We start from the raw sequence: 18,238 nt of genomic DNA, 5'->3' as shown, positions 1-18,238 counted from the left end.
GACTTACATCTTTTCGGGAGCAGAGACGCCGATCGTCGCAAGGCCGTTTGCCAGCACCTGGCGCGTGGCGGCGAGCAGCGCGACGCGCGCGTTGCGCTGCGCTTCATCGTCGACCAGGACGCGTTCGGCCTTGTCATTGTAGAACGAGTGGAATTCGCCCGCGAGGTCGCGCAGATAGAACGCGACCGCGTGCGGCGCGAGTTCGTCGGCGGCGTGTTGCAGCATGTCGGGGAATTCCGCCAGTTTCTGCAGCAACGCCATCGCACGTTCGCTGGTGAGCAGGGACACGTCCACGGTCGGCAGAATTGCCTCGTCGGTGTTGTAGCGCGTCTTCGCTTCGCTGATGACCGAGCAGATCCGGGCGTGGGCGTACTGCACGTAGTGCACCGGATTCTCGTCGTTCTGCTTGAGCGCGAGGTCGATGTCGAAGACGAATTCCGTATCGGCCTTGCGCGAGATCAGGAAAAACCGCACGGCGTCGCGGCCGCGGCGGATCGTTGCTTCGTCGAGCAGGTCCGGCGAGGTTTCCGAGCCCGGCGTCGCGCCGCCCGACCATTCGATCAGGTCGCGCACCGTCACATAGCTGCCCGCGCGCTTCGAGATCTTCACTTCCTCGCCGTCGCGCATCACCGTGACCATCTTGTGCAGGATGTAGTCGGGATAGCCCTTCGGAATGCCGATGCCGAGACCCTGCAGGCCGGCGCGCACCCGCGCGATGGTGCCGTGGTGGTCCGAGCCCTGCACGTTGATGACCTTGGTGAAGCCACGTTCCCACTTGGCGACGTGGTACGCGACGTCCGGCACGAAGTACGTGTAGGTGCCGTCGGTCTTGCGCATGACGCGGTCTTTGTCGTCGCCGTCGTCCGTGGTGCGCAGCCACAGCGCGCCTTCCTGCTCGTAGGTCTTGCCGGCGGCGATCAGCGCCGCCACCGTCTTCTCGACGCGGCCTTCCGAGTACAGCGAGGATTCGAGGTAGTACTGGTCGAACTTCACGCCGAAGGCCTGCAAGTCCATGTCCTGCTCGTGGCGCAGATACGCGACCGCGAAGCGGCGGATGGCGTCGAGATTCTCGACGTCGCCTTCGCCCTTGACCGCATCGACGTCTTTCGCGGCGACGGTTTCGCCGTTCATGTAGTCGCGTGCGATGTCCGCAATGTAGTCGCCGTTGTAGGCCGATTCGGGCCAGCCGGCGTCGCCCGGTTTCAGTCCGCGGGCGCGCGCCTGGGTGGAGACGGCGAGCGTATGGATCTGCACACCCGCATCGTTGTAGTAGAACTCGCGATGCACGTCGTAGCCCTGCGAAGCCAGCACGTTCGACAGCGCATCGCCCAGCGCCGCCTGACGGCCATGGCCGACGTGGAGCGGACCGGTCGGGTTGGCCGACACGAATTCGACCAGCACGTGCTTGCCGGCGTCGCGCTGCGAGCGGCCGAAGGCTTCCTTTTCCGCGAACACGGCGCCGATCACCGCCTGCTTGGCAGCGGGCGCGAGGCGCAGGTTGATGAAGCCGGGGCCGGCCACTTCGGCGCCCTGCACGAGGCCCTGGGCTTGCGGATGCGCGAGCACTGCATCGACGATCTGCTGGGCGAGCTGGCGCGGATTGGCGCGCAGCGGCTTGGCCAGCTGCATGGCGACGTTGCAGGCTACGTCGCCGTGTGCGGCGACTTTCGGGCGTTCCAGCGTGATGGTGGGGGCGACGAAGGCGGCTTCGCTTGCACCTTGGGTTGCTTCGGCGACCTGCTTCACGGTGTCGGCGAGCAGTGATTCGAGTGTGTGTTTATGTGCGGGCAGCATGCTTGTTGCGAGTCCAGTGAGGCAGTGCGGTGAAACGGGAGCGGCTGCGTGAGGCGTGCAACCGGTCCGTCAAAGGCTTGGAAAGCGTGCGTCTGGCCATGTGGGCGGCGCTGGCGGCAGCGCGGCAGCGGCCCGGCCAACGTCAGTGCCGGCTGGGCCGCGAGGCGGGGCAAACCCGCGCCGACCGGCCGTGCGAGCCATTGTCCAGCATTGCGCGGCGCGCTTTTCCGTCAGGACGGATTTTAGCAGGTGCTAATATGTCCAATGAGATGCCCACCAAGGGCCGTGGCCGCCGCTCTCTGCCGGCGTGCCAACGAAACCCGCGCAGACGGTCGTCCCACGGCCATCGGCGCGTAAATCCAACAAGACAAAAAGGGAACAGTCATGCTGATTACTTTCAAATGCCGCGCCGCTCCGGATGTGGTGATGCTGGAAAATCTGGCGCAGTATCTGGTCGGCATCGTCGGCAAACGGCTCGGCGAACGTGGGGTCATCATGCACGATGAACTGCCCGAGGCGATCACCAAACTGGAGTCGGCCATCAGTTCGGACAAGCAGGAGCGTGCCGAACACGATGGGCATTTCCACGAAGGCGAAGACGGCCACGAGCACCACGAGATTCCGATCGGCCTCGCGCAACGCGCGTTTCCGTTCCTCGACATGCTGCGCGCAGCGCAAAAGGAAGACGCAGACATCATGTGGGGCGTCTGAACCGGCATAAGCGCCTGCGACGCTGTGTCTGACGGGCGCTGCGTGCTGGCGCGGCGCCAGGTCACGAGGCGCGCCGGAACGTCCCCACGCGCATCACGATGCTAAAAGACAAGAGCCCGCTCGAAGCGGGCTCTTGTCTTTTATGCGGCTGCATAAGCCGGGTTGCGGCCCGGCTCCAGCGGGAATCACGAGGCCGGCGGCACGCGCCTGACTGCTGGTGGCCGGCCGCCGGAATCGTCGAGCCGGCGTGGCTTACTGGCTGGCGGCGGCCGGTGCGGCGGGCGCCGAAGCACCCTTCTTCACCTTCGCCTTCTTGGGCTTCTTGACGTGCTTCTGGGTCGGCGGCGAGTACGAACTGACTGCGCTGCCGGCAGCCGGAGCGGCCGTCTGGGCGAAGGCGACCGAAGTACCGACTGCGAGCGAAAGACCAGCCAAAACGAACGTCAGCTTTTTCATGCGAGATTCTCCGTGACGGTTGCAAGTAGTTGAGCCGACGCGTTTTCTGGCCGCGTCTGGCAGGTAAAGCGCTTGCAGTCTACAAAGCCGAAAACCCGCTTGCTTGAAATATTCAGCCTTCCGTTTTCGATATAGTGGGGCCGGTTTACAGCAGCGGCGCCAGCGCCCGTTCGGCGTCCTGCTTCGAGAGCGCCATGCGCTGTGCGTAGTCTTCCAGCTGGTCCTGGCCGATCTTGCCCACCGAGAAATAGGTGCAGTCCGGATGCGCCAGGTAGAAGCCGGAGACGCTGGCCGCCGGCAGCATGGCGAGCGATTCCGTCACGCTCATGCCGATCTCCTCCGCATGGAGCACCTCAAACATATCGCGCTTCACGAGGTGGTCCGGGCAGGCCGGGTAACCGGGCGCGGGACGGATGCCGCGATACTTCTCGCCGATCAGGTCGTCGTTGGAGAGCGTTTCGTTGCTGGCGTAGCCCCACAGGTCGCGCCGCACGCGGGCATGCAACGCTTCGGCGAAGGCTTCCGCGAAGCGGTCGGCCAGCGCCTTCAGCATGATTGCGCTGTAGTCGTCGTGATCCTTTTCGAACTGCTTTTCCTTGACGTCGACGCCGAGGCCCGCCGTGACGGCGAACAGGCCGATGTAGTCGGCCACGCCCGAATCCTTCGGCGCGATGAAGTCGGCCAGCGACCGGTTCGGCCGCATCACGCCGTCCACCACCGGCCGCACGCTTTGCTGGCGCAGGTTGCGCCAGGTGAGCGCGACTTCCGAGCGCGATTCGTCCGTGTAGATTTCGATGTCGTCGTCGTTGACGGTGTTGGCCGGCAACATCGCGATCACGCCGTTGGCCTGCAGCCAGCGGCCCTGGATCAGGCGCGCGAGCATCGACTTGCCGTCGGAGAACACACGCCGCGCCGACTCGCCCACGATCTCGTCATTGAGAATCGCGGGGTAGGGGCCGGCCAGATCCCAGGTCTGGAAGAACGGCGCCCAGTCGATATAGTTCGCCAGTTCGTTGAGATCGTAGTTCTTGAAGACGCGGCGGCCGATGAACTTCGGCTTGACCGGCTGGTAGCCGGCCCAGTCGATCTTCGTCTTGTTGGCGCGCGCTTCGGCGAGCGTCACCATGGGCTGCGCTTTCTTGTTGGCGTGCTGTTCGCGGATGCGGTCGTAGTCGGACTTCAGCTCGTCGAGGTATTTCGCGGCGCCTTCGTCGGAGAGCAGGCTCGACGCCACCGATACCGAACGCGACGCATCCGGCACATACACCACCGGCCCTTCGTAGTGCGGCGCAATCTTCACGGCGGTGTGCACGCGCGAGGTGGTCGCTCCGCCGATCAGCAGCGGAATCTTCTTGATGCGGAAGTAGTCGTCGCGCTGCATTTCCGAGGCGACATAGGCCATTTCTTCGAGGCTCGGCGTGATCAGGCCGGACAGCCCGATGATGTCCGCGCCTTCGACCTTCGCCCTGGCGAGAATGTCGTTGCACGAGACCATCACGCCCATGTTGACCACTTCGAAGTTATTGCACTGAAGCACCACTGAGACGATGTTCTTGCCGATGTCGTGCACGTCGCCCTTGACGGTGGCGATGACGATCTTGCCCTTCGCGCGCACGTCGGCGCCGGCTTCGGCGAGCAGCTTCTTTTCTTCTTCGATGTACGGGATCAGATGCGCGACTGCCTGCTTCATCACGCGCGCCGACTTCACCACCTGCGGCAGGAACATCTTGCCCTGGCCGAACAGGTCGCCGACGATGTTCATGCCGTCCATCAACGGACCTTCGATCACATTGATCGGCCGGCCGCCGGCTGCGGCGATCCTGGCGCGCACTTCCTCGGTGTCTTCGACGATGAAGTTGGTGATGCCGTGCACCAGCGCATGCGAGAGACGCTTCTCGACCGGCTGGTTGCGCCACTCGAGGTTTTCTTCCTTCTTCGCGGCGCCGGTCTTGAACTTGTCGGCGATCTCTAACAGGCGGTCGGTGCCGTCGTCGCGGCGGTTGAGGACCACGTCTTCGACGCGCTCGCGCAACTCGGGGTCGAGGTCGGCATAGACGCCGAGCTGGCCGGCGTTGACGATGCCCATGTCCATCCCCGCCTGGATGGCGTAGTAGAGGAACACGGTGTGGATCGCTTCGCGCACCGGGTCGTTGCCGCGGAACGAGAACGACACGTTCGACACGCCGCCGCTCACCTTCGCGTACGGCAGGTTTTCCTTGATCCAGCGCGTGGCGTTGATGAAGTCGACGGCGTAGTTGTTGTGCTCTTCGATGCCGGTGGCGACGGCGAAGATGTTCGGGTCGAAGATGATGTCTTCGGGCGGGAAGCCCACTTCATTGACGAGAAAGTCATACGAGCGCTTGCAGATCTCAGTCTTGCGCTGGTAGGTGTCGGCCTGGCCTTTTTCGTCGAAGGCCATCACGACGGCCGCCGCGCCGTAACGGCGAATCAGGTTGGCGTGATGACGGAACGCTTCCTCGCCTTCTTTCAGCGAGATCGAATTGACGATCGCCTTGCCTTGCACGCACTTCAGACCCGCTTCGATCACTTCCCACTTCGACGAGTCGATCATGATCGGCACGCGCGCGATGTCAGGTTCCGAGGCGATCAGATTCATGAAGCGGACCATGGCCGCTTTCGAATCGAGCATGGCCTCGTCCATGTTGACGTCGATGACCTGCGCGCCGTTTTCGACCTGCTGTCGCGCGACGGCGATCGCGTCGTCGAACTGGTCGTTCAGGATCATTCGTGCGAACGCCTTCGAGCCGGTCACGTTGGTACGCTCACCGACGTTGATGAAAAGCGTCCCGGGCGTGACGTTGAACGGCTCGAGGCCGGAAAGGCGCATGGTGTGATCGGTCATGGCGTTAGGTCGTATATTCGATGTTGGAGTGCCGCACTTGCAGTGCGGGCAGCGTCACAAGGCGGTCGTACCACTGACGGAAGTGCGGGCAGTGCTCGCGGATCCGGTCGAGGCCGATGCGGGCGGCGGCCACCGGGCCGTGGCGGACCTTGCGATAGCGCGGACGCAGTTGTTCGAGCCGCTTCGACGGCGCGGTTTGCGGCGAATCGTTGATCCATTCGGGATCGTCGACTGCGTTCCGCGCGGCGATCAACGGGGCGCTTTGTTCTTGCCAGCCGGATTCGACGTCGCACAAGGTGGCGATGTCCGAGAACAGCAGCGATTCGAACTCGTGAGGCTGGATGTGCGGGATGAAGCGTTCCGGGCGGCAGCGCGCGAAGGCGATGACGTCTTCGTGCAGCAGTTGCTCGATGCGTGCGGCCCGGGCGGCCGGTGCGTGGCCCTTGCTGTTGGTCACGCCGCGGAAAGTCGTATCGAGACCGTACAGGTCGATCAAGGTGGTGACGTAAGTATCGTTGCGCTCGCGCAGGGTGTTGCCGATGAACTTGCGGACACGCTCGAGATTCAGCGCGCCGCCGCGCTGCTCACGCGAGGTGTTGATCAGCCGGGGGCTTGCGTAAATGCAGTTCGCGCTGAGCGCGGGAGCAAGGACGTCGCGCACGAACGTTTCTTCGGTCTGGCCTTCGCCGACCACGATCAGATCGACCATTACGCCGGCCTCCCGCCTAACACGTTCTGCTTCCAGAGATCGCCAAGCGAGTAGTCGTCGAGCCAGTCTTGCAACTGCGTCGCGTCGAGGCGGTGGAAGGTCGATGCGTTGTCTTTGCGGTCGACGACGATCACGTCGCCGGGTTCCATCCGGTTCAGCAGTTCGACGGATTGGGTCGAGACGATCAACTGTTTTTGTTCGGACGCGCGTTTGAGCAGGTCGGCGAGCAGGTTGACCGCGTAAGGGTGCAGCCCTAGTTCCGGCTCGTCGATCAGGATGGTCGCCGGCATCAGGTCCCATGGCTGCAGCAGCAGTGTGCTAAGGCAAATGAAACGCAGCGTGCCGTCGGAAAGCGCATGGGCTGTGAATGGCGTGTCCGGGTCGCCGCGTTCGGTCCATTCCAGTTGGATCTTCGAGACGGGATCGGTGCGGAAGACAAAGTCGTCGAAGAACGGCGCTACGAGGCGGACGGTGTCGACAATCTGCCGGTAGCTGTCCGTGTGCTCGGTCTTAAGCATGCTCAGGTAGGCAGCCAGGTTCGCACCGTCCACCTTGAGGCGTAGCGTGTCGTTGATCGCGTGCGGCTGCTTGACTCGGGCTTTTTCGCCGGTGTCGTGGAAATGGTAGACGCGAGTGCCTTCGATAACAGCGGCGACGTAGGGGTGATCATGCTGTTCCGCAATTAGCTTGAGTCTCGACTCGGGCGTGCCGCCCAGCGTGCCACCAGCACTTTGGTCGTCATCTCGGAACAGGAACTGTTCATCCGAAAGTATTAGCCGGTTATCGTTCGTTGGCACAAGCTCGAATGCATACCAGTCTTGATCGCCGAATCGAAATTCCGCCTGAATCGCATCCGTCGTCTTCCGCGAAAAATGCATCAACGCATCCGGCCCGCCTTGCTGCTGCACATACAACTGCAGCCGTTCCTCATACATCTCCGCCAGCATCCGAAACAGCCCGATAAAGTTCGACTTCCCGGCACCATTGGCGCCAATCAACACGTTCAGGTTGCGCAACTCGAAGTCGCGCAACTCGCGTATGGATTTGAACCCTGCAATCGTCAGTTTGGTGACGCCAGCCATCGATCGATTCCCGTTGAGGTACGTGCCGCGATCAGACTGCTTCAGTATCGGTTTCCCGATAGTTTGCCCACACCCGCGGCCTGACGCCAGTCAGCGCCTTCGCAATCGCCGCAATATGCTCAGGCGTCGTGCCGCAGCACCCGCCCGCGATATTCACCAGCCCGGCCTGCGCAAACTCCTTCAACAGCCCCGACGTATCCGCCGGCAATTCGTCGAAGCCCGTATCGCTCATCGGATTGGGCAAGCCCGCGTTCGGATAGCACGACACATACGTATCGCACAGCTTCGCCAGCTCCGCGATATACGGCCGCATCAACGCCGCACCCAGGGCGCAGTTCAAGCCGAAGGTAAGCGGCTTCGCATGACGCAGCGAATTCCAGAACGCCTCGACCGTCTGCCCCGAGAGGATGCGGCCCGATGCGTCGGTGACGGTGCCGGAGATCATGATCGGCAGACGTTCGCCCGTGTCTTCAAACAGCTCGTCGAGAGCGAACAGCGCAGCCTTCGCGTTGAGCGTGTCGAAAATCGTTTCGACGAGGAACAGGTCCGAGCCGCCGTCGAGCAGCGCCTTGGCCTGCTCGTAGTAGGCCGCGCGCAGTTCGTCGAAGGTCACGTTGCGGGCGCCCGGATCGTTCACGTCCGGCGAGATGCTGGCCGTCTTCGGCGTCGGTCCGATCGCGCCCGCGACGAAGCGCGGCTTGTCCGGCGTCGAGTACTTGTCGCAAGCCGCCCGCGCGAGCTTCGCCGATTCGAGGTTCATCTCGATCGCGAGATCTTCCATCCCGTAGTCGGCCTGGGCGACCGTGGTCGCGCCGAACGTATTGGTTTCGATGATGTCGGCGCCCGCCGCCAGATACTGCTCGTGGATCTCGCTGATGATCTGCGGCTGCGTGATCGACAGCAGCTCGTTGTTGCCCTTGATGTCGCGGCCATAGTCCTTGAAGCGCTCGCCGCGATAACGGGCTTCGTCGAGCTTGTAACGCTGGATCATCGTGCCCATCGCCCCGTCCAGAATCAGGATGCGCGATTGCAGAAGCGCGGGCAACGCGGCGCCGCGCGTATAGGTTGCGGCGGGGCGGGCTGGACTGACGGTGGGGGCGGGCTGGTTCATGGCAGAAGTGGGCTTGCGCCAGTTTTTTCAGGAAACCTGTCATTGTATCCGCTGCGCAACGGCCTCGCCGGCCGCAGACGCGCGGTGATAGGGCTTATGTTAGCCGGGAAGACGAGCGGTTCATGCCTCAGGCGGTAAAGGCGGTAAAAGATGCCGTCTCGTATCGATTATGCCGCCGGCCGCGCGAATCCGCTGACGAAATCAGTAGCGTGCCCCGTGGTTAAAACAAAAACCCCCGCCCGGCAAGCCGGACGGGGGTTTGAGTACGTGTCGCCGAGGCGTGCGTGTTAGTGGAGGATCACCGGTTGATGCATCAGGCTGTCGAACTGGCCGAGGAATTCGTCAACTTCGTCAAGCGACGGTTCTTCTTCGATCAGCTTGGTGACGTGCTCGCGAAAGCGCGCCGCCATTGCGCCGTCAATGTAGATTTCGCGTTGCATGTTCTTGTCCACGATCTCATAACCACCTGACTTCATGGCGAGGGGACCGTCCTGGGGCGGGAACTCGACAACACAATAGTTGGGGCTGTTGTAGATCATTTGCATGGCGACACTCCTTATTTCCGTTGGCTCCTGGCCGTTCCTGCGCCATAAGTGGAGCGTATGGTGTGGAATTCAAGGGGTGGGTCCGGAGTAACGCTGGTAAAAATCCCGGACCTTCAGGTTAGACCCGTGTTTCGAGAAACGTTTCAAGCAACGCAGCAAAACGGTGAGACTGTTCGATCGGCGCCAGATGGGCAGCATCCAGCAGTTCGTATTGTGCGCCTTCAATCGACTTCGCGATGAATTCTGTTGCAGCAGGTGGCGTGCCTGTGTCATGGCGTCCCGCGACCGTGAGCGTAGGCAGACGAATCTCGTTCAACCGCTCCTGCACGTTGAAGTCGCGCAAAGCCTCGCAGGCGAGCGCGTAGCCCGCGGGCGAGGTGTGCTGCAGCACCTCGCGGATCTGCTCGACCGCTTCCGGATGCGCCGCCTGGAAATCGGGCGTCAACCAGCGGCTTAAGGTCGCAGGCACAAGCGAAGCCATGCCTTCGCGGCGTGCGGTAGCCGCGCGTTGATCCCAGACGGCGCGATTCTCTGGCGCGGTGCCCGCGCTCGTGTCGGCGAGCGTCAGCGTATCGATGCGTGATGGATGATCGAGGGCGAACTGCTGCGCGACCATGCCGCCCATCGACATCCCCACCAGATGCGTATGCGGGGCGCCCAGTGCATCGAGCAGGGTGGCGAGGTCGCGGGACAGGTCGGCGACGCTGAAGGGCTTGTCCGGTACACCGGTGGCGCCGTGACCGCGTACGTCGTAACGCAGCACGGTGAAGTCGTCGCGGAAGTAGCCGGCGAGCTGGTCCCACACGGACAGGTCGCCACCGAGTTGATGGATGAACGTCAGCCAGGGGCCGCCGCCTTCGTTGCTCAGAACATAGCGCGTGTCGATACCGTTGATGTTCACTTGCATGCAGGCTCCTTCAAAGGGGATGCGGTGAAACGGCTGGAACGGCGCCGCTTGTCCTGCGAGTCATGCCGCTGGCGGAAGTTTCGGCAAATTGCCGAATATCTGTTCGACTTCAGGGTTTGTCCGGCACAGGGGCTGGGGCGGTGTCCGGAGCCATCGGTGAGTCGGGCGCTGAGGGCGCCGTGGATGCAGGATTGCCGGAAGCGGTCGCGCTGCCGCCATTGCCCGTTGAAGTCGCATTGCCGTTGCCGCCCGGCGGACTCAGCGGCCCGCTCCAGACCAACTGGATTTCGGTGCCGTTCGGTTCGGTCTGCAGGATCCGCGCGGGCAACCAGCCGAGCGACGGCGCGAGCCACACGTCGATGCGCCGCTGATCGCCGGCGTGACGCGGCAGGCGCATGAAATGACGCGCACTGACATAGCCTTGTTGTGTGCGGATCGTTTCGTCGCCGATTGTTTCAATTGGCCAGATTTCGCCGCTATCGTTGTCGACTACGAAAAACTGGCGGGTCACGCCCGGCTTGTAGGCATCCGGATCGCCGCGCACGAGGCTCGCCAGTTGCATCACCATGCTGAAGCGGTCTTGTGCGCCATCGCTGAGGGGCAAAGACGCGGGCGTTTTGGTGAACGCGATCTGCTTCGTGGTGCGATTGAAGATCGCCACGTCCTCAGCCCGATGGCCGCGCTTTTCGATGTACTGGTCCGGCGCGAGGCCGAACGCATCGACGTGCCCGTGGCTCGAGTAGCTGAAGGTGCCGATGAACGGCACCGGCATCGACACCACCATATCGTAGGTCTTGCCGTCGCTCGACCAGTGGATGGTGCCTGGCTGATTGCGCACGCCGTTATAGAACGTGTCGTATTGCAGATCGCCCGACGGCGGCACCGAGAACTTCACGCCTGGCGCGGCTTGCGAGGCGGGGGCGTGGCCGCCGGCTGGCGCGCTTGCCGCTGTAGCGGCGCTGGCCGCAGTGGACGCTGCGGCCGCACTGGCTGCTGAAGAGGCGGCCTCAGCCGCAGGGGCAGACGCAGCGGTAACAGGCGCGGGCCCGGAGCGCAGCGCGGTCAATACATGTTCGCGCGGCTTGCTGGCGGCTGCCCTGGCTTTGTGCTCGGGCGGCGGTGCCGGGTGCGGCGCTGTCTCAGCCGGACTGCGCTCGATGCGCTCGGGCGTCAGCAGCGCGATCTGCACCGGCACGTGAGCCGTGTTCCCGGACGTGAACGTCTCGCGATTGCGTTCGACCCACTGCGCCGCGATCCAATGCACGCAAAGCACGACCGCAAGCACGGCGAACCAGCGCCACGCACGCGGGCGGCGCGCCGCGTGAGGCAACATGCGATCGGAACGGCTGACGGCGGACGTGAACGGCATCGGGCGAGCGATTCTGGCAGATCAAATGTGACGCGCCGCTTCGGGCGAAGGCCTGCGCGGGACTCACGCAGCGAACGGGTTCGACCGTCAGGCCGCGGGCGATGTTCCGCAGCGGCGTCGCTGCGCGCCCCGACATCCTAACGCGGCGCCGGACTGTACCCCAGTTCGTACGACAATTTGCGCGCACACTCGCGCAGCGCCGTGTCGATCTCGCCGTCCCAGCGGATATCGAAAGCGCCCTCGTGGCCGAGCGCAATCAGCCCGAGTGCGAGATCGCCGGTCGAGTCGAAGACCGGCATGCAGAACGCGTGGATCGTCGGCAGCAGCATGCCTTCGACGCGTGCGGCTTCATGCGCGCGCACCTCGGCGAGGACGCGCTCGACCTCTTCGGGCGTGCGTGGGCCATCGGTGTGCGACGAACGGCGCGAGTCGGCCAGTTCGCGCTCGATCATCGCAGCGGTCTTGCTGGACGGCAGATAGGCCGCGAACAGCAAGCCGGTGGCCGAGCCGAGCAGCGGCATCACATCGCCGAGCTTGAGCGAGGCCTTCGCCGGATGACTCGATTCCATCCAGTGGACGACGGTCGGCCCCTGGTTGCCCCATACGGCGATGCCCACAGTGAGGTCGAGCCGGTCGCGCAGCTCCGCCAGCGCGATCCGCGCGAGCTTCACGCCATCGACCCGCGCGAGCCGCGCCAGGCCCAGTTGCAAGGCAAAGCCGCCGAGCTCGTAGCGCCCGGACAGCGGGTCTTGTGCGACGACGCCCAGGCGCAGGAAACTCACCAGATACCGGTGCGCCTTGGCGGGGCTCATGCTGGCGCGTTGCGCGAGATCGCGCAGCATCATCGCGCGCGGCTCGTGGGTCAGGACGTCGAGCAGGCGAAAACCCACCTCGATCGACTGGATGCCCGAGCGCAGCTTCTCCTCGCCGGCCTCGGCGGCGTCGTCGTCCGCGGAGTCGAGCGGGTCGGCGTCGGGAGCGATCGCGCCGGGGCGGGCAAGTGAAGGCATAAGCAAGGCGCACGAGGCGCGAACGGTGAGTCGGATGGGACGGCGCCGGCGCGACGTCAAAGCGTGCCGTTTGAACCGGCCGTTTGGGCCAGGGCGATTCACCATCGTAGAATAGATTCCCTCTATCGTCACTAACACGGCTCATTCCCCTATGAAACTTGCCACGCTGAAGGACGGCACGCGCGACGGCCAATTGATCGTCGTGTCCCGCGACCTGCACTCCGCGGCCATCGCCGATGCGATCGCGCCGACGCTGCAGCGCGTGCTCGACGACTGGACCTTCTACGCGCCGCAACTGCAGGATCTGTACGACGCGCTCAACCAGGGCCGCGCGCGCAACGCCTTTGCGTTCGACGCGAAGGAATGCATGGCGCCGCTGCCGCGCGCGTTCCAGTGGGCCGACGGCTCGTCGTACGTGAACCACGTCGAACTGGTGCGCCGCGCGCGCGGCGCGGAGATGCCGCCGGAATTCTGGACCGATCCGCTGATGTACCAGGGCGGCAGCGACGACTTCATCGGCCCGAAAGACGACGTGGTATGCGCATCGGAGGATTTCGGCATCGATTTCGAAGCGGAAGTCGCGGTAATCACCACCGACGTGCCGATGGGCGCCACCCCCGATCAGGCGCTCAAGGGCGTGCGGCTGATCGCGCTGGTCAACGACGTTTCGCTGCGCAACCTGATTCCGGCAGAACTGGCGAAGGGCTTCGGGTTCTTTCAGAGCAAGCCGGCCACCTCGTTCGCACCGGTTGCCGTCACGCCTGACGAACTCGGCGAGCACTGGCGCGAGGGCCGCGTGCACCGGCCGATGATCGTCCACTGGAACGGCAAGAAGGTCGGTCAGCCGGACGCCGGGACGGACATGGTGTTCCACTTCGGCCAGTTGATCGCGCATGCGGCGAAGACGCGCAATTTGCGCGCGGGGTCGATCGTCGGCTCGGGGACGGTCTCGAACAAGGATGCGAAGCGCGGCTATTGCTGTATCGCCGAGAAGCGCTGTCTCGAGACCATCGAGCACGGTTCGCCGCAGACGGAGTTCATGAAATACGGCGATACGGTGAAGATCGAGATGTTCGACGAAGCGGGCAAATCGATCTTCGGCTCGATCGAGCAGGGCATTGCACCGCTTGATGCGGCTCGCTGAAGCGCGGGGCGTCCCGCTGGCCGGCCTTTAAGTCAGGCGAAAGGGTTTCGCCCGATACCCGTGCACCCGGGCGCCGCTACACTGACAGACGCCTGGTGGCGAGGGCGCGGCTAACCGCCGCTGCCCGCCACGACCAGGGCGAAGTGGCACATAACGACAAAACCACGGTGAGGAGACAGGCATGCGGTTCCGCCCGTTTGCGCTTGCGCTTAAGTTTGCGTTTGTATTTGCGGCTGCATTTCCAGCTCTCGCGCTGGCCCAGGTGAAGATCGGGCTGGTGCTGTCGCTGACCGGTCCGGCCGCCTCGCTCGGGATTCCGGCCCGCGACACGGCCGCCATGCTGCCGAAGACAATGGGCGGCCAGAAGGTCGAGTACATCGTGCTCGACGATGCCTCGGACACCACCCAGGCAGTGCAGGATACGAAGAAGCTGATCTCCGAAGACCATGTCGACGCCATCATCGGCTCGTCGATCACGCCTAACACGCTGGCGATGATCGACGTGATCGCGGAAGGCGAGACGCCCACGATCTCGCTGGCGTCGTCGGCGAAGATCATCGAACCCGTCGACGCCAAGCGTCACTGGATGTTCAAGACCCCGCAAACCGATGCGATGATGGCCTCCGCGATTACCGCGCACGCCAGCTCGCACGGCGTCAAGACGATCGCCTACATCGGCCAGGCCGATGCGCTCGGCGAGACGTTCTATGCCGAAGTGGCGAAATTCGCCGAGCTCCATCACATCAAGCTCGTGGCGAGCGAGCGCTTTAACCGTGCCGACCCAAGCGTCACCGGCCAGGTGCTGAAGATCCTCGCCACCCATCCGGATGCGGTTGTGGTCGGCGCGGCGGGAACGCCCGCCGCGTTGCCGCCGCGAACGCTCAAGGAGCGTGGCTACAAGGGCTTGATCTATCACAACCATGGGGTCGGCAATAACGATTTCCTGCGCGTCTGCGGGGCGGACTGCAACGGCACCTTCCTGCCCGCCAGCCCGGTGCTGGTCGCGGCGCAACTGCCGGCCGACCATCCGGCGAAGCGCCTCGCGCTCGACTACACGGCGCGCTTCGAAGCGCTGCACGGTGCCGGCAGCGTATCGGCCTTCGGCTCGTACACATGGGACGCGGGCATGCTGCTGTCGAATGCCGTGCCGGTCGCATTGAAAACGGCGCAACCTGGCACGCCTGAATTTCGTCACGCCTTGCGCGATGCACTGGAAGCGACGCACGGTCTGGCGGACACTAACGGTGTCGTCAACATGAGCCCGACCGATCACCTCGGGCTCGACCAGCGCGCCCGCGTGATGGTGGAAATCAGCAACGGCAAGTGGGTGTATCAACCGGACTGAAGCTGCCGCGGCGCGTACCCTGTGCCGCGTTGCGTTCACACTGACGTCTCGATCTATCGCGTTTCCGATCTACCGGACTGACCGCCATGTCTCACGAAGCACCGATCAACGACCCTGTCTTCTATGCGCACTACCAGTCGCTGCGTGTGCGACGGCATCCGCACGGCATCCTCGAAGTCATCATGAGCGGCGAGGGCGCCAACAAGAGCGCACTGGCCACGGCGGATGCGCGCATGCATCGCGAACTTGCCGAAATCTGGCGCGATATCGACCGCGATCCCGACACCCGCGTTGCGGTGATTCGCGGCGAGGGCAAGGGCTTTTCGGCGGGCGGCGATCTGCAGCTCGTCGAGCAGATGGCGACCGACTTCGAGGTCCGCACCCGCGTCTGGCGTGAGGCACGCGACCTCGTCTACAACGTGATCAACTGCAGCAAGCCGATCGTCTCCGCCATGCACGGGCCGGCAGTCGGCGCGGGGCTGGTGGCAGGGCTCCTCGCCGATATTTCGATTGCGACGAAGAGCGCGCGCATCATCGACGGTCACACGCGCCTCGGCGTGGCCGCGGGCGATCACGCGGCCATCGTGTGGCCTCTGCTGTGCGGTATGGCGAAAGCCAAGTACTACCTGTTGCTGTGCGAGCCGGTGAGCGGTGAAGAGGCCGAGCGGATCGGTCTCGTCTCGCTGGCCGTCGACGAAAACGATCTGTTGCCCAAAGCATTCGAAGTCGCCGAGAGACTCGCGCACGGCTCGCAAACGGCGATCCGCTGGACCAAATACGCGTTGAACAACTGGCTGCGTTCGGCGGGGCCGACCTTCGATGCGTCGCTTGCGCTCGAGTTCATGGGCTTCGCCGGCCCCGATGTGCGCGAAGGGGTGACGTCGCTGCGCGAGCGGCGCGCACCGGATTTTCGCGGCGGCGCCTCGGGAGGCAGTCATTCGGGGAGTAGTCACCCGGCCGGCGATTCGTCCGGCGAGCATTCCGGCTGATCGATCGGTCCTTTATCAGCCCTTTACCCGCCCGTTACGCGCGGTATGATCGGACGAAACGCGCGTCGGACTGCGCCTGATCCATTTCTGTCTGCTGCGAGGAGAAAAGCATGACCGATACACCTGGCTCCACGCCGCCCTTTCCCGGCTTTCCGGGTTTTCCTCCCGGCGAGATGCTGGACCGCATGTGGGACATGATGCGCTTGAGTCCGTTCGGCTCGGCCTTTCAGGGTGCGTCGGCAGGCGCGACGCCGGGCCTCGGGCCGTCGCTGTCGATGATGTCCGACATGATGGCGCCGCTCACCAACGTCGAAGAACTCGACAAGCGCATCACCGACATGCGTGCGGTCGAGCAGTGGCTCAAGCTGAATCTGAACATGCTGCAGTCGGCGATTCAGGCGCTGGAAGTGCAGCGCGCCACGCTCGCGACGCTGCGCGCGTTCGGCGCCTTCGCGCAGCAGTCGATGGCGCAACCGGCGGCCACCCCGACCCCCGCGCCCGACAAGCCAAGCCCCGAACCGGCCGCTGCGCCGCGTGCCGAAGCCGCGAGCAGTGCCGAAGCGGAAGCGGGCGAGAGCGCGAACGCGCCGGGTTTCGATGCGTCCGTCTGGTGGAACCTGCTGCAATCGCAGTTCAACCAGATCGCGCAGTTTGCGATGACCCAGCCGGCCGCGGCGGCTGACGCCACTGCGGCCGCGTCTGCTACCGGCGCCGCTGCGGAGCAAGCCGGCGCCGCCGGAGCGTCGGGTGCGTCGGGTGCTGCAACGTCGTCTGCGAAAGAGTCCGCTGCGAAGCGCTCACCGGCTGCCAGATCGAGCAGCCCGGCGTCGAGCGGCACGGCGAGCCGGCCGCGCGCGGCAAGGAAAACCCCTTCGCAGCCCGAATGATTCGGCTCGACGTGATCAGGAACGAGCCCCGAGCATGCGGCTCGCGCTAGTTCTGATGGGCGGCGGCGCGCGCGCCGCTTACCAGGCGGGCGCGCTGCTGGCGCTTGCCGAGATCGCGCGCGAGGTGGTGCCGGCCTCCCGTGCGTCGCCATTCAGTGTGATCTGCGGCACTTCCGCAGGCGCGATCAACGCCACCTCGATTGCAAGCCATGCGGACGACTTTTACCGTGGCGCCGAGCGGCTCGTGCATGTCTGGTCGAGCATGCACGCGCATCACGTGTACCGCACCGACTGGCCGGGCATGGTCGGGGCGGGCGCCCGCTGGCTGGCGGCAATGAGCTTCGGTTGGGCCGCTCACCGCTCGCCGCGCGCGTTATTCGACAACTCGCCGCTCGCCCGGCTGCTACGAGACGCGCTCGGTTTTCACCGTATCGAGCAGATGCTCGACACGCGCGCGCTGCATGCGCTGTCCATTACTGCGCTCAGCTATTCGTCGGGACGGCATTTGACCTTTTACCAGGCCAGCGAGCCGATCCAGGCCTGGCGGCGTGCGCAACGCACCGCGCGGATGGTCGAACTGACTCCGGCTCATCTGCTTGCGTCTTCGGCGATTCCCTACGTGTTTCCCGCCGTGCCGCTGGAACTGGATGGCCGCCACGAGTACTTCGGCGACGGCTCGATCCGCCAGATCGCACCGCTTAGCCCTGCGATTCATTTCGGCGCGAACCGCATTCTCGTGATTGGCGCCGCGACGCCGCGGCCGGAGGTGCCGGCGGCGGGACGCGACGATGCTTATCCGTCGCTGGCGCAAATCGGCCAGCAGGTGCTGGCGAGCGTGTTTCTCGATGCGCTCGGCGCGGACATCGAACGCATCGAGCACATCAACCGGATGGTGCTGCACCTGCCGCATACGGTGGAACCGGAAAGCGGCTGGCGCCATATCGACGTGCTGGCGATCGCGCCAAGCGAGCGCATTGAGCTGATTGCGGCGCGCTACCTGAAGCATTTGCCGCGGACGGTACGTGGCCTGCTGGGCGCGGTGGGCGGCAACCGGGCGTCCGGGGCGTCGTTTGCCAGCTATTTGCTGTTCGAAAGCGAATTCACGCGCGAGCTGATCGAACTCGGCCGCCGCGACGCGTTTGCGCGGCGCGGCGAGATCGCGGCCTGGATCGAGCGGGCCGGCGACGGCAACGCGGGCGGGGGCAACGGCAACGCTGGCAAGGGACGCGAGGGCGGCAACGAAGGCAAGAGTGGCAACGGTGGTGTGAACCTGTGAACGGCAATGACCGCGTTGGCGGACCGGTACATCGCCGATT

General features: G+C 64.5%; 16 protein-coding genes. 6 read left to right on the top strand and 10 right to left on the bottom strand.

Annotated features, from left to right (window positions below; translation table 11 throughout):
- Nucleotides 1–3: 3 nt before the first annotated feature.
- Nucleotides 4–1,794 carry an arginine--tRNA ligase gene (argS, locus tag P3T42_RS24920; protein ID WP_074300967.1) on the bottom strand — a complete coding sequence of 597 codons (1,791 nt, stop codon included), beginning with the start codon at nucleotides 1,792–1,794 and terminating at the stop codon, nucleotides 4–6.
- Nucleotides 1,795–2,178: 384 nt separating this feature from the next.
- Here argS and P3T42_RS24915 point away from each other — a divergent pair, with 384 nt between their 5' ends.
- Nucleotides 2,179–2,505, top strand: a complete 327-nt coding sequence (locus tag P3T42_RS24915; protein WP_074300966.1) for a DUF1840 domain-containing protein — start codon at nucleotides 2,179–2,181, stop codon at nucleotides 2,503–2,505.
- A 252-nt stretch (nucleotides 2,506–2,757) separates the two neighbouring features.
- Here the strand turns inward: P3T42_RS24915 and P3T42_RS24910 are convergent, their stop codons facing one another.
- The 9 genes from P3T42_RS24910 to P3T42_RS24870 form a co-directional block, all read right to left on the bottom strand.
- The gene (locus tag P3T42_RS24910) at nucleotides 2,758–2,961 is read right to left on the bottom strand and encodes an acid-shock protein (protein ID WP_074300965.1); all 204 of its coding nucleotides are present in this window, start codon (nucleotides 2,959–2,961) and stop codon (nucleotides 2,758–2,760) included.
- Nucleotides 2,962–3,106: 145 nt separating this feature from the next.
- On the bottom strand, nucleotides 3,107–5,824 hold the full coding sequence (gene metH, locus P3T42_RS24905) for a methionine synthase (protein WP_429307510.1): 2,718 nt from the start codon (nucleotides 5,822–5,824) through the stop codon (nucleotides 3,107–3,109).
- A gap of 4 nt (nucleotides 5,825–5,828) precedes the next feature.
- Nucleotides 5,829–6,533, bottom strand: coding sequence for a DUF4276 family protein (locus tag P3T42_RS24900; protein WP_429307509.1), 705 nt, complete (start codon nucleotides 6,531–6,533; stop codon nucleotides 5,829–5,831).
- Entirely contained in the window at nucleotides 6,533–7,615 is a 1,083-nt protein-coding gene (locus P3T42_RS24895) for an AAA family ATPase (protein WP_429307508.1), read from the bottom strand. The genes P3T42_RS24900 and P3T42_RS24895 overlap by 1 nt, the downstream gene beginning before the upstream one ends.
- A 31-nt stretch (nucleotides 7,616–7,646) precedes the next feature.
- Entirely contained in the window at nucleotides 7,647–8,726 is a 1,080-nt protein-coding gene (locus P3T42_RS24890) for a homocysteine S-methyltransferase family protein (protein WP_074300961.1), read from the bottom strand.
- Between the two features lie 287 nt (nucleotides 8,727–9,013).
- On the bottom strand, nucleotides 9,014–9,271 hold the full coding sequence (locus P3T42_RS24885) for a BTH_I0359 family protein (protein WP_074263200.1): 258 nt from the start codon (nucleotides 9,269–9,271) through the stop codon (nucleotides 9,014–9,016).
- A 118-nt stretch (nucleotides 9,272–9,389) separates the two neighbouring features.
- Complete coding sequence (pcaD, locus tag P3T42_RS24880; RefSeq protein WP_074300960.1) at nucleotides 9,390–10,178, bottom strand: 3-oxoadipate enol-lactonase; 789 nt, start codon at nucleotides 10,176–10,178, stop codon at nucleotides 9,390–9,392.
- A 109-nt stretch (nucleotides 10,179–10,287) separates the two neighbouring features.
- Nucleotides 10,288–11,547: a DUF3108 domain-containing protein gene (locus P3T42_RS24875; protein WP_429307507.1), complete on the bottom strand. Its 1,260-nt coding sequence runs from the start codon at nucleotides 11,545–11,547 to the stop codon at nucleotides 10,288–10,290.
- A gap of 137 nt (nucleotides 11,548–11,684) precedes the next feature.
- Nucleotides 11,685–12,557 carry an IclR family transcriptional regulator gene (locus P3T42_RS24870; protein WP_429307506.1) on the bottom strand — a complete coding sequence of 291 codons (873 nt, stop codon included), beginning with the start codon at nucleotides 12,555–12,557 and terminating at the stop codon, nucleotides 11,685–11,687.
- A 151-nt stretch (nucleotides 12,558–12,708) separates the two neighbouring features.
- On the opposite strand from P3T42_RS24870, the gene P3T42_RS24865 reads away from it, so the two are divergent.
- The 5 genes from P3T42_RS24865 to P3T42_RS24845 all read left to right on the top strand — a co-directional run bounded on the left by P3T42_RS24865 (nucleotide 12,709) and on the right by P3T42_RS24845 (nucleotide 18,198).
- The gene (locus P3T42_RS24865; protein ID WP_074300957.1) at nucleotides 12,709–13,701 is read left to right on the top strand and encodes a fumarylacetoacetate hydrolase family protein; all 993 of its coding nucleotides are present in this window, start codon (nucleotides 12,709–12,711) and stop codon (nucleotides 13,699–13,701) included.
- A gap of 181 nt (nucleotides 13,702–13,882) precedes the next feature.
- Nucleotides 13,883–15,046, top strand: coding sequence for an ABC transporter substrate-binding protein (locus tag P3T42_RS24860; protein ID WP_074300956.1), 1,164 nt, complete (start codon nucleotides 13,883–13,885; stop codon nucleotides 15,044–15,046).
- An 86-nt stretch (nucleotides 15,047–15,132) separates the two neighbouring features.
- A complete protein-coding gene (locus P3T42_RS24855) occupies nucleotides 15,133–16,035 on the top strand; it encodes an enoyl-CoA hydratase/isomerase family protein (RefSeq protein ID WP_074300955.1) in 903 nt (300 codons plus the stop codon).
- Between the two features lie 110 nt (nucleotides 16,036–16,145).
- Nucleotides 16,146–16,922 (top strand): PhaM family polyhydroxyalkanoate granule multifunctional regulatory protein, encoded by a 777-nt coding sequence (locus tag P3T42_RS24850; RefSeq protein WP_429307505.1) that lies wholly within the window; start codon nucleotides 16,146–16,148, stop codon nucleotides 16,920–16,922.
- A gap of 34 nt (nucleotides 16,923–16,956) precedes the next feature.
- The gene (locus P3T42_RS24845) at nucleotides 16,957–18,198 is read left to right on the top strand and encodes a patatin-like phospholipase family protein (RefSeq protein ID WP_429307504.1); all 1,242 of its coding nucleotides are present in this window, start codon (nucleotides 16,957–16,959) and stop codon (nucleotides 18,196–18,198) included.
- Nucleotides 18,199–18,238: the final 40 nt, after the last annotated feature.

The organism is Paraburkholderia sp. GAS38 (assembly GCF_050434965.1).
Taxonomy (GTDB): domain Bacteria; phylum Pseudomonadota; class Gammaproteobacteria; order Burkholderiales; family Burkholderiaceae; genus Paraburkholderia; species Paraburkholderia phenazinium_A.
Note: the sequence above shows the minus strand (reverse complement) of the source record. Positions and strands in the feature narration are given on the sequence as shown.